Genomic DNA, 13913 nt, shown 5'->3' on the forward strand with positions numbered 1-13913 from the left:
GCATGCGGCCGTCGGCGCGTTGTCACCGATCGGCCGCGTTCCGTGCACCACAATGGGGAACCGGCCGTCCGCCAGGCTGCCGGGAACAGGCAAGGAGAGTCCGTTGCAGGATCGCGAGGTGCGTATCTGCGTCGTCGGTGACGAGCTGGCCACGGGTGTCGGAGACGCCCGTGCGCTCGGCTGGACCGGACGCGTCGTCGCGCGCACCCACTTTGCCCGTCCCGCCATGCTGTTCACCCTCGCGGTCCCCGGCGAGAACAGCACGCAGCTGGGCGCCCGCTGGGAGGCCGAGACCGCCGCGCGGTTCGGCCCGGACTCCGAGGTCGAGAACCGCCTGGTGGTCGCCCTGGGGCGGCACGACGTCGCCGCGGGACTCACCGTCGCGCGCTCGCGCCTGAACCTGGCGAACATCCTCGACGTCGCGGACGCGAACCGTACGGCCGCGTTCGTCGTCGGACCGCCGCCCGGCGCGCCCGCGGAGGGCGACCGGATCGCGGAGCTCTCCGACGCCTTCGCCGACGTCGCCAGCCGGCGCCGGGTGCCGTACGTCGACACGTACACGCCGCTGGCGCAGCACGAGCAGTGGCTCGCGGACCTGGCCCAGGGCGGGGGCACCTATCCCGGCCAGGCCGGGTACGGGCTCATGGCGTGGCTCGTGCTGCACACGGGCTGGCACAGCTGGCTGGGGCTGCCCCAGGACGAGGTCGCCTGAGCCGGAGGTGCAGCGCAGGGTGGGGGCCGAGGAACGAGGCACCCGCCCGGAGCGGAGCCGCAGGCTCAGGCGACAACGAGCAGAGCCTGAGCCGGAGGCGCAGCGCAGGGTGGGGGCCGAGGAACGAGGCACCCGCCCGGAGCGGAGCCGCAAGCTCAGGCGACAACGAGCAGAGCCTGAGCCGGAGGTGCATACGGAAGCCCGGGTCACCAAAGTGACCCGGGCTCCCTGTACTACGGCGACAGGTGTCAGCCGCGGGTGATCGTGGCCGTTCCCGAGACCGTGTTGGTCGAGATGTAGGCCGCGGCGCCCGGCTCCGCGTGGTCGACGACGACGGTGCGCTGCGCGCTCGACGTCGCCTGCGCGCCGTCGATCACGACCTTGCCCGTGACGCTGCGCGCGCGGAGGTTGACCGGCGCGCCGGCGTCGAGCTGGACCGCCGCGGCACCGGAGACCGTCTTGGCGTTGACGAGCGGCGTGGTGCCGACGGCGGTGACGTCGACGGCGCCGGACACGGTCTGGACCGAGACGCGGCCCAGGGCACCCACGAGCGACACGGCGCCGGACACGGTGGTGGCCGACGCGTCGCCGTTGTGCTCGGCGATGCTCACGGCGCCCGTGCCGGACTTGGTGGTTACCGAACCGCTCGTCCCGGTCACGGTGATGGCGCCGCCCGCGGTCTTGACGTTCACGCCGGCCTGCGCGCCGGTCACCACGACCTCGGCGCCCACGGTCGCGACGTCGACCACGGACGTGGCCGGCACCGTGATCCGCACGACGGCGGCGTCCTGGTCCTTGAGGCCGCGGAACCGGTCGACGAAGCCCTCCAGGCCCGGGAAGTCGTAGGCGACCCGCAGGTTGCCGTGCTCCGCGAGGATCTGCAGCGGCCGTGTCGAGACCTCCAGGACCTCCACGACGGCGCCGGACGTGCGGTTCGGGTCGGCCACGATCTCGGCGCGGCCGTTCGTCAGTCGGACGGTCAGAGTCGTGGCGCCGCCGACCTCGATGGTCTGCGGTGCGGCCACGCTCCAGGACTCGGTGGTCATCGCTGTGCTCCGTTCATGGGGAGGGGTCATCGGGAGGTTCTTGGGGACTGCTCTGGTCACTGCGAGCTCGTGCGGTGCGGGGCGGTGCTCGTGCTGCTGGGCAGCGTCCCACGGATCGCGGACCGCGCCGAGTCGAGGACGGTGCGCAGCGTCTCGACCGTCAGCGCCGACACCGTACCGGCGACGTCGGCCTCTCGCAGGTCGGCCAGCACGTCGTTGCGGAACCGCTGCAGCGCCGCTTCGGCGTCGTGCCGCAGCGAGTTGGACTGGGTGCGCCGCGGGTCCGGCGCCGTGCCGGGACCCGGTCGCGGCCGGGAGCGGACCTCCTGCGCCGCGGCCGCGAGCTCGGCCCGCAGGCCGCGCATCGTGTCACGGATGTCGGCCCGGACGCCGTCCGCGAGGGTGCGGACGGTCTCGGCGACGTTCTGCTCCAGGCGCTTGACGTCGTCGAGGCGGGAGTCGATCTCGGCCCGGCCGGCGGGGGTGAGCTCGTACGTGCCCTTGCGGCCGGCACCGGACGGTCCCGGTGCGGACCGGCGTACCAGCCCCTCCTCCTCCAGCCTGGTCAGGCGGGGGTAGATGGTCCCGGCACTGGGCCGGTAGGTGCCGCCGAAGCGCTGGGTGAGCTCGGTGATGAGCTCGTACCCGTGTCGTGGCCCGTCCAGGAGCAGCACCAGGAGGTACAGGCGCAGCTCGCCGTGGGCGAAGACAGGTGGCATCACAGCTCCACGGGCGAGTGGTCCGCGGGGGCGTCCTGGACGTCGACGGGCGCGTCCTGCGGTCCGCCCACGACGGTGACCTCGCCGGAGACGCTGGTGGCGCGCAGGCGGGTGGTCCACGGACGGTCGGGCCGCGCCTCGGGCTGCCCGGAGGAGAACGTGGCGCCGCCCCCGCCGCTGAACTGCGCACCGGCCACCGTGACCCGCCCGCTGACGCTCTGCGCCGACACCGCCACGGCGCCGTCGTCCGGGACGCGCAGCAGCATGTTGCCGGACACCGAGTTGACCTTGACCGACCGCGGCTGGGTGGCCAGGTCGATCGTCACGTCGCCGGAGACCGAGGTGGACGTGACCGAGTCGGCGGACCCGCTCATCACGACGTCGGCGGACACGGTATTGCTCGTGATGTCGCCCACGTGGTCACGCACCGTCACCTCGCCGGAGACCGTGTTCAGCTTGAGGTCGCCGGCCGTGCGCGAGACCAGCAGCGACCCCGAGACGGTGGAGGCGGACGCGGCCGCCGTCGTGCCGGCCAGGAGGCACTCGCCGCGCACCGTGCCCAGCCGGACGGCGGTCTCCGCGGGCACCGCGACGTGGATGTCGGCACGCGCCTTGCCGCCGAAGTCGACGAACCGCCTCATGAACGAGCCCCAGCCGGACAGGCCGCTCTCGTGCTCGATGACCAGGCGGTCGCCCTCCAGGCGAACCTCCAGGGAGCGCCCCTCCACGGAGTGCACCTCGACGCGGACGACGGGCTCGTCGTGCGCGACGACGTCGAGCCGGCCGTCGATGACGTGGGCGTCCACGGTGCTCACACCGCTCAGCTCGATGGTCTGCGGACCGGTGACGGTCCAGCTGTCCGTGCTCATGGGTGCCTCCGGTGCTCGGCCTCGCAGGACGCGATATATCGCGTTGACCCGAGACACGATATATCGCGTTACCCGACGGGGCAACCCCTTGCGGCCTGACAACCTCCCGATCTGTGGGACCATTGATCATTCAGTCCGTCACCTGTCAGGAGACACCCATGAGCAAGCGCGGTCGCAAGCGCCGTAGCCGCAAGGGCTCGGCCGCCAACCACGGCAAGCGTCCCAACGCCTGAGCCGTTGTTGAGGCGAACAGCCTGAGCATGCGAAAGGGCCGGAACCCCGCGGGGTTCCGGCCCTTCGTCATGCCCGGCGTCAGGCGGTCTCGACGACCGTCATCACCGTGAGCTGCTCGTGGATCCGCACTCGCAGCGTGTCCGGCGCGCGCTCGCTGCACGACCGCTTCACGAGCTGCTTCACGAGATCCTCGACGCTCAGCTCGGCCAGGCACGGCGAGCAATGAGCGACGTGCGCGCGCATGCGCTGCTCGTCGTCCGGCGTCATCTCGGAGTCCAGGTACTCGTACAGGTGCGTCAGTGCGTGCTCGCACTCGGACTCCCCCGCCGTGTCGTGCGGGACGGGCTCGATGTTGTTCACTGCGCACCTCCGGGCGCCTGGCTGACGAGACCTCGCTGAGCGGCGTAGTCGGCGAGGAGCTCACGCAGCTGCCGGCGTCCGCGGTGGAGCCGGGACATGACCGTCCCGATCGGAGTCCCCATGATCTCCGCGATCTCCTTGTAGGGGAAGCCTTCGACGTCGGCGTAGTAGACCACCATCCGACGGTCCTCCGGGAGCTCGGCGAGCGCCCGCTTCACATCACTGTCCGGCAGCCGGTCCAGCGCCTCGGCCTCGGCCGAGCGCAGGCCGCGCGACGTGTGCGACGCCGCGCGCGCGATCTGCCAGTCCTCGACGTCCTCCGCCTGGGACTGCTGCGGCTCGCGCTGCTTCTTGCGGTAGCTGTTGATGAACGTGTTCGTGAGGATCCGGTACAGCCAGGCCTTCAGGTTGGTGCCCGGCCGGTACTGGTGGAATGCCGCGAACGCCTTGGCGAACGTCTCCTGCACCAGGTCCTCGGCGTCGGCGGGGTTGCGCGTCATGCGCAGCGCCGCGGAGTAGAGCTGGTCCAGGTACTGCAGTGCGTCCCGCTCGAAGCGCGCGGCGCGGGCCGTCGCGTCCTCCTCCTGCGGGGACCGCTCGGTGCCCTCGGTCTCGCCGGCGGGCTCCATGTCGGCCTCGACGGCCGCGATCTCACCGGGGCGCACCTCGGCATCGGCGCGGCCGGCATCGCCGCCTGCGCCCTGGTTCTGCTCACGGGAAGTCTCAGTCATCGCCCTTGAGCCTAGCCGCGTCGGCCAGCCCGTGTTCGCCGGGACCGCGCCGAACGCGCCCTGGGTACCCCCGGACCGTACGCCCGCCGGAGCCTTCGCCGCGTCGGCGCCGGGGTCCAGCAGGTGCGCCGGGACCGCGCCGAACATCACGGCGCCGCTCTGACCTGCGGTCATCGGTACCGCCGTCGCGTCGGACGCGCCGCTGGTCGCAGGGCCCGTTGTCGTGCTCGTCACCATGCCCATCACCGTGTCGTTCACCGCATCCTTCTCGAGGCATTGCTCCACGTGGGGTTCAACCAGCGGCCGGGGCACCGAATTCCCGGTGCGGGCTCAGGCTCCTGGTGGCCACCCTGCCGCGATCCTGCTGCATCCGGCGCCGGCATCTGCCAAGGTGGACGCATGCTGCTTCGACACATCGCGCGACCGCTGCTGGCCTCCTCGTTCATCTACGACGGCGTGCGGGCCGCCCGGAAGCCGAGCGAGCACGTGGCCGCCGCCCGGTCGGGATCCGCACTGGCGACCAAGGCGCTGGGGGCAGAGCCGCTCAGCGAGAAGCAGGTCACGACGCTCGTGCGCGCGCACGGCGTCGCGACCGCGACGGCAGGCACGCTGCTGGCGCTGGGCAAGGCGCCACGCGCGTCCGCTCTCGCGCTCGCGCTGCTGACGCTGCCGCTCGCCCTGGTGAACCAGCCGTTCACCGCGCCCAAGGAGGAGCGTCCGGCCCGCACGGACCGGTTCCTGCACAACCTCGCCTCCGTCGGTGCCGCCCTCATCGCGGGCGCGGACCTCGAGGGCAGGCCGGGGCTGTCGTGGCGGGTCCAGCAGGCACGAGCGGCGCGCGCGGACGCGAAGGCTGCCGCGGCCGAGGACTGAGCCCGTCCGCTCGTCCGCCGGGGCGAGCGCGAGCGCGGTGACCGTGGCTGATACGGGCCGCCGCGCGCGGCCGCTCCGCGATAATCTCGCCACATGACTTCTTCGACCACCGCGCCCGCACCGACCTGGGAGGCGCCGCTCGCCGGCGCACCGCTCGACGCGACGGTCGAGGTACCCGGCAGCAAGTCACTCACGAACCGGTTGCTGGTGCTCGCCGCCCTCGCGGACGCCCCCGGCACCCTGCGCGGCGCGCTGCGCAGCCGCGACGCCGACCTGATGATCGACGCCCTGCGCGCGCTCGGGGCGGGCATCGAGGAGGGCGACCACCCCAGCACGCTGCACGTGACGCCCGGCCCGGTGACCGGCGGCACCGAGATCGACACCGGCCTGGCCGGCACGGTCATGCGGTTCCTGCCGCCCGTCGCGGCCCTCGCCGACGGCCCGGTCCGGTTCGACGGCGACGCCGCGGCCCGGCTGCGGCCGATGCTGCCGGTACTCGCGGCGCTGCGGACGCTCGGCATCACGGTGCACGACCCGGAGGGCTCGAGCGACTCCGCCGAGCTGCCGAGCTACCTCCCCTTCACGGTCGAGGGCCGCGGTGGCGTCCCGGGGGGCTCGGTCGACGTCGACGCCTCGGAGTCGTCGCAGTTCGTGTCCGGGCTGCTGCTGGCCGCCGCACGCTTCGAGCGCGGCCTCACCCTGCGGCACATCGGCGCCACCCTGCCGAGCCTGCCCCACATCGAGATGACGGTCGCCACGCTGCGCGACGTCGGCGTCGTGGTCGACGACTCGCGGGACGGCATCTGGGCCGTGCGCCCCGGACCCATCACGGGCCGCGACGCGCGCGTCGAGCCCGACCTGTCCAACGCGGCACCGTTCCTCGCGTCCGCCCTGGTCGCGGGCGGCACGGTCCGCGTGCCGGGCTGGCCCACCCTGACCACGCAGCCCGGCGCCATGGTGCCCGAGCTGCTGGAGCGCATGGGCGGCACGTTCACCCTGGCCGACGGCGTGCTGAGCGTCACCGGCACGGGCGAGATCCACGGGATCGACGTCGACCTGCACGCGGGCGGCGAGCTCGCGCCCACGTTCGCGGCGCTGGCCGCACTGGCGGACTCGCCCTCCCGGCTGCGCGGGATCGCGCACCTGCGCGGCCACGAGACCGACCGCCTGGCCGCGCTCGCGCGCGAGATCACCCGCCTCGGCGGGCAGGCGGAGGAGACCCGGGACGGCCTGGTCATCACGCCGCGCCCGCTCCACGGCGACGTCGTGCGCACCTACGGCGACCACCGCATGGCGACGTCGGCGGCGCTGCTCGGCCTGCGGGTCCCCGGGGTGCTGATCGAGGACGTCGCCACCACCGCCAAGACCCTGCCCGACTTCACGGGCATGTGGCTGGGCATGCTGGGCACGGCCGCCTGATGGGCCGCCGCGACCTCGACGAGTCGGACTTCCGCTCCCGCCCGTCCAAGCGCGGCTCCCGGCCCCGGACCAAGCAACGACCCGAGCACACGGATGCCGTGACCGGCCTGGTCACCGGCGTCGACCGGGGGCGGTACACGCTCCTGGTCGGCGGCGCGGCGTCCGATCTCACGGACGAGACCGTCGTGACCGCGATGAAGGCGCGCGAGCTCACGCGCACGCGCGTCGTGGTCGGCGACCGCGTGGACGTCGTCGGCGACACCTCCGGCGAGGACGGCTCGCTCGCCCGGATCGTGCGGATCCAGGAGCGCACCTCGACGCTGCGCCGCACCGCGGACGACACCGACCCGTACGAGCGGATCGTCGTCGCCAACGCGGACCAGCTCGTCATCGTCACGGCGCTGGCCCAGCCCGAGCCGCGCACCGGCATGATCGACCGCTGCGTCGTCGCCGCGTACGACGCCGGGATGTCGGTGCTGCTGTGCCTCACCAAGGCCGACCTGGCCTCCCCCGACGAGCTGCGCGCCCTCTACGAGCCGCTCGGCGTCGAGGTCGTGGTGACGCGGCGGACGCCCGCGGACGACGGCACCGGGATCACGCTCGCGCCCGACTCCGTCGAGGAGGTGCGCGGCCGGCTCCGCGGCCTGGTGTCGGTCCTGGTGGGGCACTCCGGGGTCGGCAAGTCCACCCTGATCAACGCGCTGGTGCCCGACGCCAAGCGTGCCACCGGCGTGGTCAACGACGTGACGGGTCGCGGCCGGCACACCTCGACGTCGGCGGTGGCACTGCGGCTGCCCGTGGGGGAGGTGGATGCTCCTGATGCCGGGCCCGACGTCGACGGCGCGCCCGCCGCTGACGGCGCGGGGTTCGACGGCTGGGTGATCGACACCCCGGGCGTGCGCTCGTTCGGTCTGGCGCACGTCGAGGTGGCGCACCTGCTGCACGCGTTCGAGGACCTGGACGAGGTCGCGCAGGACTGCCCGCGCGGCTGCACGCACCTCGCGGACGCCCCCGACTGCGCGCTCGACGACTGGATCGAGGCCTCCCCCGAGGACGAGCGGCCGGCCCGCGCGGCCCGGCTCGCGTCGTTCCGGCGCCTGCTGTCGTCCCGCACGGGCTCGGACGCCTGAGCATGGCCGGTGCCACCCCGCGTTACGGCGCGGTGGACGTGCAGTACCTGGACGACGGCGGGGCGCGCGCCGCGCTGGTCGTCGCCGAAGACCCGGGCTTCGCGGCGCTCGTCGAGGAGCGCACTGTGCGCGTGGAGCGTGTGGCGGAGTACCGGCCCGGCCGGTTCTACGAGCGTGAGCTGCCGCCGCTGCGGGAAGTCCTGGGTAGCGTGGCACCGCTGGACCTGCTGATCGTGGACGGGTACGTGGACCTCGACCCTGCCGGCAGCCCGGGCCTGGGCGCCCACGTGGCCGACTCCGGGCTCGCCCCGGTGGTGCTCGGCGTCGCCAAGACGCGGTTCCGGACGGCCTCCCACGCCGCCGAGGTGCTGCGCGGGCAGTCCGCCCGGCCCCTGTACGTGACGGCTTCGGGCATGGCGCTGGATGCCGCGGCAGACCTGGTCCGCGAGATGGCCGGCGACGCCCGGTTCCCCGCCGCACTGCGACGCGTGGACCGGCTGGCCCGCGGAACCGGGTAAGCGCACTCCGCGGCGGACCGGCTCACGGCTGCAGGAACATCCAGCGATGGCCCTCCAGGTCCTCCGCGCGGTAGGAGCGGCCGTAGGGCGCCTCCTCGATCTTCGAGAGGACCCCTGCTCCAGCGGCCTGCGCCTTGGCGAAGTGTGCCTCGACGTCGGCCACGTGGACCAGCACGCCGTCGATCACCCAGGGCGTCGACAGCCAGGCGTCCGCCGCCCGGCAGTGCTTGCGGTGCGCGGTCGGCCCCTCGTAGGACGCGAGCTCGGAGAGCATCACGCGCCCGCCGCCGGCGTCGAGCTCGCCGTGGGAGAGATGTCCGTCGTCGTCCAGCCAGCGTTCGGCCTCGCTGAAGCCGAACACCTCGATGAGCCAGTCCATGGCGGAGACGCCGTCCTGGTAGGACAGCATGGGGACCACTCCGGAGGGACCGGGAGTAGTGGGTTCGGGCATGACAACCTCCTCGCTCTCGAACAAATGTACGAGCGATTCGGCAATCTGTCGAGCGCTGGGCGCGGTTACACCACCTGGAAGCCGTACAGCTCCACGGCCCACGGGTCGAGCCGTCCGGCGGACGGGCCCCCGTCGTCAGCCCCCTCGCCGCTGAACCCGAAGAACTCGCGCAGGGCGTGGTCGCCCAGGTCGAGCGGGTGGAAGGGCAGCGGGTAGCCCTCGAGCGACGCCGGGTGCCGCCCCGCCCAGAACGGCTCCTCGAACGCGAGACGCTCCCCCGTGTCCTCCAGCACCCCGTCGTCCGGCGAGAGGCTCAGCGACCGCACGAGCACGCCGTCGCGCCACACCGCGAAGGCGAACCAGTCCACCGCGCTGTGCATCGCGTGCAGGTAGAGCGTGCGGCCCATGCTCGCGTCCACCAGGTGGGCCGGGAGCTGGGAGGGGCGGTCGAGCATGAGGGCCTGGTCGCACAGCACGTCCACCTCGGGCGTCGAGAGCGCGCACGCACGGCCCTCGGGCGGGAACACGGCGTCGCCGAGATCCCAGGGCTCCTCACCGTCCGGGCGGATGCGGGCCGGCGGCCACAGCAGGGCGAGCAGCTCAGCCGCACTCGCCTCGTCGGCGAAGTCGGCCGCTCCCGTCAGACCCGCGGCCACGTCCCCGTCCGCGTACACCAGCATCGCGGTCTTGGCGCCCATCTCGTCTCCTGCCCTCGGCTGCTACCACTACCCGTGGCGTCCCGCCCCGACGCCGGACACGAGAGTACGGGGGCTGGGTGACACCGCCACTCCACTCACGAGGGGTCGACACACGGCAGACTGAGCACATGCGCATCTACGTGCCCGCCACGCTCGACGAGCTCGACGCCGTCTCCCACTCCTCCGACGCCGCCCGCTGGACACTGGCCCCGCGCCGCGCGCACGCCGTGACGAAGGAGCTGGAGGCCGCCCTGCCCGACGAGGACGCCGAAGGCCTCGAGTACGTCGCGGCCCTCAACGCGGCCGACGACTCCCTGGCGCTCATCGCGGGCCGCCCCGACGCGCCGCACCAGCGCGTGATCATCACGGTGGAGGTCCCGGACGCGGCGGTGGGCCCCGTCGTCCCGGGCGACGAGGACGAGGACGAGCCGGTGGCCTCCGAGGTGCAGGTGACCGGCACCGTCGAGCAGGTTGCGATCGTCTGCGTGCACGTGGACGAGGCAGAGGCCGCCGCGGACATCGCGGACGTGCTCACCGCCGCCGACGAGGAGAGCGACGCCGAGACGACGGCGGAGGTCGGCGAGGAGTCGGACACCGCACTGGACGAGGCGCTGCAGCGCGTCACCGACCGCGACCTGCTCTGGTACGACTGGAGCGAGATCAAGGACGTCCCTCGGGCCTGACGACGCGGGCCGCGTGGACGACGCGCGGAAGGCAGAGCGCCTGAGCCGTTCTCCCGCCTCGGCCCCTGACCTGGGGCGGGCCGACGTCAGCCCAGGAAGCCGAGCGCTTCCTCGTGCAGCTTGCCGTTGGTGGCGACCGCGTTCCCGCCCCACGGGCCGGGCGCGCCGTCGAGCGAGGTGAACGTGCCGCCCGCCTCGGTCACGATCGGCACCAGTGCGGCCATGTCGTACACCTCGAGCTCGGGCTCCGCGGCGATGTCGACTGCGCCGTCGGCCACGAGCATGTACGACCAGAAGTCGCCGTAGCCGCGGGTGCGCGCGCACGCCCGGGTGAGGTCGAGGAACCCGTCGAGCTTGCCGCGCTCCTCCCAGCCGCCGAGCGACGCGTAGCTGAACGACGCATCGGCGACGCGGGAGATGCCGGACACCGACATCCGCGACGCGGAGGCCAGCGACTTGCCGGTCCACGCGCCCGAGCCCTTCGCCGCCCACCAGCGGCGGCTCAGGGCGGGGGCGCTGACCAGGCCCACGACCACCTCGTCACCGTCGGCCAGCGCGATGAGCGTGGCCCAGACGGGTACGCCACGCACGAAGTTCTTGGTGCCGTCGATCGGGTCGACGATCCAGCGCCGGGCGCCGCTGCCCGCGGAGCCGTACTCCTCGCCGACGATCGCGTCACGGGTCCGCGCGCGGGCGAGCTGGCCGCGGATGAAGTCCTCCGCCGCACGGTCGGCGTCGGAGACGGGCGTCAGGTCCGGCTTGGTCTCCACCTTCAGGTCCAGCGCCCGGAAGCGGGACATGGTGATGGAGTCGACCTGGTCGGCGATCACGTGCGCCAGACGCAGGTCGTCGGCGTAGTTGTCCTTCGTCACGGCGGCCACGGGCACAACCTAGCGTTGGATGGCAGTCTTCCGCCGCCGAGCCGCGCCGGACGGGCGGATTGTTACCCAGGAGGTGCCCCGCGTGGCCCGACCGCGCCTCGGATCGTGCCCTCGGACCGCTCCCTCAGACCGGGGCCGGCACCAGTTCCCGCACTCGGTCCGCGAGGGCCTCGAACGCGGCCCGCGCAGGCGAGGCCGGCGCACACTCGGCCAGCACGCGCCCCGCGAGCAGGGCTGCGTCGAGCCCGGCCGGGTCGTCCGGCACGACGTGCGCGTCGCCCACTCCCCCGTAGCGCGCCAGCGCGTCGCGCACCTGGGCCTCCGCCCTGCGCCCGACGGCGGCCGCCCGCACCCTGTTCACCACGACCACGCGCGCCGCGGGCACGGGTACCGCGGCGTCCCGCAGGTCCTCCAGGCCCCGCACCAGCCGCTGCAGCCCCACGGGATCGGCCGCGCCGACGACCACGACGACGTCCGCGGCCTGCAGGGCGCTCAGGGTCGCGCCGTTGCGCTGCGGCGCCCGGGTGTCGTACATGAGGAGCTCGTCGGCCTCGAGCACCGGACCGCAGTCGACCACGGTCCAGGCCGCCAGCTCGCGGCAGCGCTGGAACACGAGGTCGAGCGAGCTGGCGGGCAGCTCCGGCCATCGCGAGGCGCGGGTGATGCCCGTGAGCACCCGCACGCCCGGCAGCACCACCGGGCTGTGCCCGGCGAGCGTCACGACGTCGAGGTTGCCCTGCCCGGCGGCGCGAGCGGCGGCGGCCAGGCCGGGCGCGTCGTCCAGCAGCCCCAGGCGGGAGGTCACCGACGACGCGTACGTGTCGGCGTCGGCGAGGAGGACGGTGCTCGAGCCGTGCGGCGGGGGCACGGGGCGCGACCTGCGCAGCAGGCCGGTGCGCCGGGGCGCGGCGGCGCCCACCCCCGCGAGGGCGGCCGCGAGCTCGATGGCGGTGGTGGTGCGGCCGGGCGAGCCCGCCGGACCCCAGACCGCGACGATCGCGCCCGGCCGGTCGGACCCGCGGTCGGCCGGGGCCGGCACCACGGGGGCAGCCGGGTCCGGGCCGTCGCCCCGGACCGCGGCGACCAGGTTCTCGGCGTCCCCGCCCGCCACGACGACGTCGGCGCCCAACCATGCGAGCCGCGCGGCGGACAGGGCAGCGTCCTGGACCACCACGACGCGCAGGCCCGCGCCGCGCAGCCGCGCCACGGCGTCGCGGTCCAGGCCGGGCAGGTCCCCCGAGACGACGGCGACGGTGCCCGCGCCCGCCTCGGCCGCCGCCAGGAGCTCGGTGAGCTCCGCGAGGCGACGAGCCACGGTCACCTGCGACTGCGCGCCGAGCACGGTCACCGCCGCGGCCTCCTCCTCGGGTGCCTGGACCGCGACGAGCACGGTGACGTTCCGCTCCTCGCTCATCGGACGCCGCCCGCCACGGGCACGACGGCGACGGTGCCCGCGTCCGACAGCGCGGCCAGCACCGTCGGCAGCGTGTCGCCCGGGACCAGCACGTGCAGCGTGACGGTGCCGTCCACGACGATGGCGCCGTCGTCGGCGTCCACCTGCTCGACCACCACGTCCTTCGCGAGCGTGCGCGGTTCCGGCCGGTCCGCGCCCGCTTCACGCGTGACGGGCAGGTCGGGCACGAACCACAGGTCCACGACGGCACCGGCCCTGATCCGGTCCGACAGCCCGGAGGCGACCGGGACCGCGACCGAGCGCACGTCGGCGTCCGTGCCGAGAGCCGTCAGCGGCACCAGCTCGCCGTCGTCGACCACCCGGAGCACCATCAGGTCCGCGGGCAGCGGCTCGTCGGCGGGCAGATAGCGGCCCGTCCCGGCGCCGAGCCGGACGTCGGCGGCGCGCACCGAACCGGCCGTGAGGGGCTCACCGGGCGTGAGTGCGCCGTCGGCCACGAAGACCGGTACCGTGCGGCTCGCGGCCGAGACCACCCAGGACCCGAGGGCGATGGACAGCGCGACGATGACGAGACCGGTCACGAGCCGCGGGTCGCGCCAGCCGGGCCTGCGGAGCCGGCCGGCGGCCGGCTCGGGGAGATCCAGGCCCTGGGCAGCGGTCGCCGGGGCGGCCGGGGCATACGTCATCTCGGTCCTTCCGCGTACTTTGGTGGACTTTGTGTGGGGCGTCGAGTACAAGTTGAACCGCGAACCGGCACAGAATGGCGCACAGCCTGCGCAGAGCGCCGGAACCATAGTGATCGAACGTCGCCGATCCGGCATCAGATAAACACTTCTTGTGGATAACCCCCTCATGTCGGTGTCTCGTGCCACACTGTTCCCATGGAAAAGCGCTTTCTCTCTCTGGCTGATGTGGTCGAGACACTGAACATCTCGATGGCCCAGGGCTACGCACTGGTTCGTACCGGCGACCTTCCCGCCATCCAGGTGGGCCCCAAGAAGGTCTGGCGCGTCGAGGCAGCGGAGCTCGAGTCGTACATCGAGCGTATGTACGCAAAGAGCCGTGAGCGGCTCAAGGGTTCTGCCGCAGCGGACGGCTGAATGGCCGCATCGCACACCGACGGGACCGGCGCACTCCAACGGGGTGACACCGGTCCCGCTCTCCATTTACGGCCT

Annotated in this window: 18 protein-coding genes; 8 read left to right on the forward strand and 10 right to left on the reverse strand. The window is 73.6% G+C overall.

The window, feature by feature from the left end; all coding sequences use genetic code 11:
* The first annotated feature begins 118 nt into the window (after positions 1 to 118).
* Complete coding sequence (locus ACH47X_RS18085; RefSeq protein ID WP_084800748.1) at positions 119 to 712, forward strand: GDSL-type esterase/lipase family protein; 594 nt, start codon at positions 119 to 121, stop codon at positions 710 to 712.
* Positions 713 to 960: 248 nt separating this feature from the next.
* Here ACH47X_RS18085 and ACH47X_RS18090 read toward each other — a convergent pair whose 3' ends face one another.
* Genes ACH47X_RS18090 through ACH47X_RS18100 form a run of 3 tightly spaced genes read right to left on the reverse strand, consistent with a single transcriptional unit; the run spans position 961 to position 3346 of the window.
* Positions 961 to 1758 (reverse strand): DUF4097 family beta strand repeat-containing protein, encoded by a 798-nt coding sequence (locus ACH47X_RS18090; protein ID WP_051433448.1) that lies wholly within the window; start codon positions 1756 to 1758, stop codon positions 961 to 963.
* Between the two features lie 56 nt (positions 1759 to 1814).
* Positions 1815 to 2477 carry a PadR family transcriptional regulator gene (locus ACH47X_RS18095; protein WP_397405915.1) on the reverse strand — a complete coding sequence of 221 codons (663 nt, stop codon included), beginning with the start codon at positions 2475 to 2477 and terminating at the stop codon, positions 1815 to 1817.
* Positions 2477 to 3346 carry a DUF4097 family beta strand repeat-containing protein gene (locus ACH47X_RS18100; RefSeq protein WP_397405916.1) on the reverse strand — a complete coding sequence of 290 codons (870 nt, stop codon included), beginning with the start codon at positions 3344 to 3346 and terminating at the stop codon, positions 2477 to 2479. The genes ACH47X_RS18095 and ACH47X_RS18100 overlap by 1 nt, the downstream gene beginning before the upstream one ends.
* A gap of 158 nt (positions 3347 to 3504) precedes the next feature.
* Between ACH47X_RS18100 and ACH47X_RS18105 the strand changes: the two genes are divergently transcribed.
* A complete protein-coding gene (locus tag ACH47X_RS18105) occupies positions 3505 to 3579 on the forward strand; it encodes a 50S ribosomal protein bL37 (RefSeq protein WP_156968370.1) in 75 nt (24 codons plus the stop codon).
* Positions 3580 to 3658: 79 nt separating this feature from the next.
* Here the strand turns inward: ACH47X_RS18105 and rsrA are convergent, their stop codons facing one another.
* Complete coding sequence (gene rsrA / locus ACH47X_RS18110; RefSeq protein WP_020016497.1) at positions 3659 to 3940, reverse strand: mycothiol system anti-sigma-R factor; 282 nt, start codon at positions 3938 to 3940, stop codon at positions 3659 to 3661.
* Positions 3937 to 4671, reverse strand: coding sequence for a sigma-70 family RNA polymerase sigma factor (locus ACH47X_RS18115; protein ID WP_397406053.1), 735 nt, complete (start codon positions 4669 to 4671; stop codon positions 3937 to 3939). The genes rsrA and ACH47X_RS18115 overlap by 4 nt, the downstream gene beginning before the upstream one ends.
* 399 nt (positions 4672 to 5070) lie before the next feature.
* On the opposite strand from ACH47X_RS18115, the gene ACH47X_RS18120 reads away from it, so the two are divergent.
* The 4 genes from ACH47X_RS18120 to ACH47X_RS18135 all read left to right on the forward strand — a co-directional run bounded on the left by ACH47X_RS18120 (position 5071) and on the right by ACH47X_RS18135 (position 8611).
* Positions 5071 to 5544: a DoxX family membrane protein gene (locus ACH47X_RS18120; protein ID WP_036970428.1), complete on the forward strand. Its 474-nt coding sequence runs from the start codon at positions 5071 to 5073 to the stop codon at positions 5542 to 5544.
* Positions 5545 to 5637: 93 nt separating this feature from the next.
* Positions 5638 to 6963, forward strand: a complete 1326-nt coding sequence (gene aroA, locus ACH47X_RS18125) for a 3-phosphoshikimate 1-carboxyvinyltransferase (RefSeq protein ID WP_397405917.1) — start codon at positions 5638 to 5640, stop codon at positions 6961 to 6963.
* Positions 6963 to 8093: a ribosome small subunit-dependent GTPase A gene (locus ACH47X_RS18130; RefSeq protein WP_397405918.1), complete on the forward strand. Its 1131-nt coding sequence runs from the start codon at positions 6963 to 6965 to the stop codon at positions 8091 to 8093. The genes aroA and ACH47X_RS18130 overlap by 1 nt, the downstream gene beginning before the upstream one ends.
* Positions 8094 to 8095: 2 nt before the next feature.
* Positions 8096 to 8611 carry an endonuclease V gene (locus tag ACH47X_RS18135; RefSeq protein WP_397405919.1) on the forward strand — a complete coding sequence of 172 codons (516 nt, stop codon included), beginning with the start codon at positions 8096 to 8098 and terminating at the stop codon, positions 8609 to 8611.
* A gap of 22 nt (positions 8612 to 8633) precedes the next feature.
* Here the strand turns inward: ACH47X_RS18135 and ACH47X_RS18140 are convergent, their stop codons facing one another.
* A complete protein-coding gene (locus ACH47X_RS18140) occupies positions 8634 to 9062 on the reverse strand; it encodes a VOC family protein (RefSeq protein ID WP_397405920.1) in 429 nt (142 codons plus the stop codon).
* Positions 9063 to 9127: 65 nt separating this feature from the next.
* Entirely contained in the window at positions 9128 to 9760 is a 633-nt protein-coding gene (locus ACH47X_RS18145) for a DUF6928 family protein (protein ID WP_397405921.1), read from the reverse strand.
* Positions 9761 to 9888: 128 nt separating this feature from the next.
* Between ACH47X_RS18145 and ACH47X_RS18150 the strand changes: the two genes are divergently transcribed.
* Positions 9889 to 10443: a DUF6912 family protein gene (locus ACH47X_RS18150; protein WP_397405922.1), complete on the forward strand. Its 555-nt coding sequence runs from the start codon at positions 9889 to 9891 to the stop codon at positions 10441 to 10443.
* Positions 10444 to 10529: 86 nt separating this feature from the next.
* Here ACH47X_RS18150 and hisN read toward each other — a convergent pair whose 3' ends face one another.
* The 3 genes from hisN to ACH47X_RS18165 form a co-directional block, all read right to left on the reverse strand.
* On the reverse strand, positions 10530 to 11330 hold the full coding sequence (hisN, locus tag ACH47X_RS18155) for a histidinol-phosphatase (RefSeq protein WP_397405923.1): 801 nt from the start codon (positions 11328 to 11330) through the stop codon (positions 10530 to 10532).
* A 118-nt stretch (positions 11331 to 11448) separates the two neighbouring features.
* A complete protein-coding gene (locus ACH47X_RS18160; protein ID WP_397405924.1) occupies positions 11449 to 12738 on the reverse strand; it encodes a hypothetical protein in 1290 nt (429 codons plus the stop codon).
* Positions 12735 to 13424 (reverse strand): hypothetical protein, encoded by a 690-nt coding sequence (locus tag ACH47X_RS18165; RefSeq protein ID WP_397405925.1) that lies wholly within the window; start codon positions 13422 to 13424, stop codon positions 12735 to 12737. Before ACH47X_RS18165 ends, ACH47X_RS18160 begins: the two co-directional genes overlap by 4 nt.
* Positions 13425 to 13619: 195 nt before the next feature.
* Between ACH47X_RS18165 and ACH47X_RS18170 the strand changes: the two genes are divergently transcribed.
* Positions 13620 to 13838 carry a helix-turn-helix transcriptional regulator gene (locus ACH47X_RS18170; protein WP_020016485.1) on the forward strand — a complete coding sequence of 73 codons (219 nt, stop codon included), beginning with the start codon at positions 13620 to 13622 and terminating at the stop codon, positions 13836 to 13838.
* Positions 13839 to 13913: the final 75 nt, after the last annotated feature.

Origin of the sequence: Promicromonospora kroppenstedtii, assembly GCF_044389675.1 — a bacterium.
In the GTDB taxonomy this organism is placed as follows: Bacteria; Actinomycetota; Actinomycetes; order Actinomycetales; family Cellulomonadaceae; genus Promicromonospora; species Promicromonospora kroppenstedtii.

Bases quoted from the DNA above. Each gene is read 5' to 3' on its own strand.
- ACH47X_RS18090 (WP_051433448.1), bottom strand. From the start codon at position 1,758: ATGACCACCGAGTCCTGGAGCGTGGCCGCACCGCAGACCATCGAGGTC.
- ACH47X_RS18095 (WP_397405915.1), bottom strand. From the start codon at position 2,477: ATGCCACCTGTCTTCGCCCACGGCGAGCTGCGCCTGTACCTCCTGGTG.
- ACH47X_RS18100 (WP_397405916.1), bottom strand. From the start codon at position 3,346: ATGAGCACGGACAGCTGGACCGTCACCGGTCCGCAGACCATCGAGCTG.
- ACH47X_RS18115 (WP_397406053.1), bottom strand. From the start codon at position 4,671: ATGACTGAGACTTCCCGTGAGCAGAACCAGGGCGCAGGCGGCGATGCC.
- ACH47X_RS18120 (WP_036970428.1), top strand. From the start codon at position 5,071: ATGCTGCTTCGACACATCGCGCGACCGCTGCTGGCCTCCTCGTTCATC.
- aroA (WP_397405917.1), top strand. From the start codon at position 5,638: ATGACTTCTTCGACCACCGCGCCCGCACCGACCTGGGAGGCGCCGCTC.
- ACH47X_RS18130 (WP_397405918.1), top strand. From the start codon at position 6,963: ATGGGCCGCCGCGACCTCGACGAGTCGGACTTCCGCTCCCGCCCGTCC.
- ACH47X_RS18135 (WP_397405919.1), top strand. From the start codon at position 8,096: ATGGCCGGTGCCACCCCGCGTTACGGCGCGGTGGACGTGCAGTACCTG.
- ACH47X_RS18140 (WP_397405920.1), bottom strand. From the start codon at position 9,062: ATGCCCGAACCCACTACTCCCGGTCCCTCCGGAGTGGTCCCCATGCTG.
- ACH47X_RS18145 (WP_397405921.1), bottom strand. From the start codon at position 9,760: ATGGGCGCCAAGACCGCGATGCTGGTGTACGCGGACGGGGACGTGGCC.
- ACH47X_RS18150 (WP_397405922.1), top strand. From the start codon at position 9,889: ATGCGCATCTACGTGCCCGCCACGCTCGACGAGCTCGACGCCGTCTCC.
- ACH47X_RS18160 (WP_397405924.1), bottom strand. From the start codon at position 12,738: ATGAGCGAGGAGCGGAACGTCACCGTGCTCGTCGCGGTCCAGGCACCC.
- ACH47X_RS18165 (WP_397405925.1), bottom strand. From the start codon at position 13,424: ATGACGTATGCCCCGGCCGCCCCGGCGACCGCTGCCCAGGGCCTGGAT.
- ACH47X_RS18170 (WP_020016485.1), top strand. From the start codon at position 13,620: ATGGAAAAGCGCTTTCTCTCTCTGGCTGATGTGGTCGAGACACTGAAC.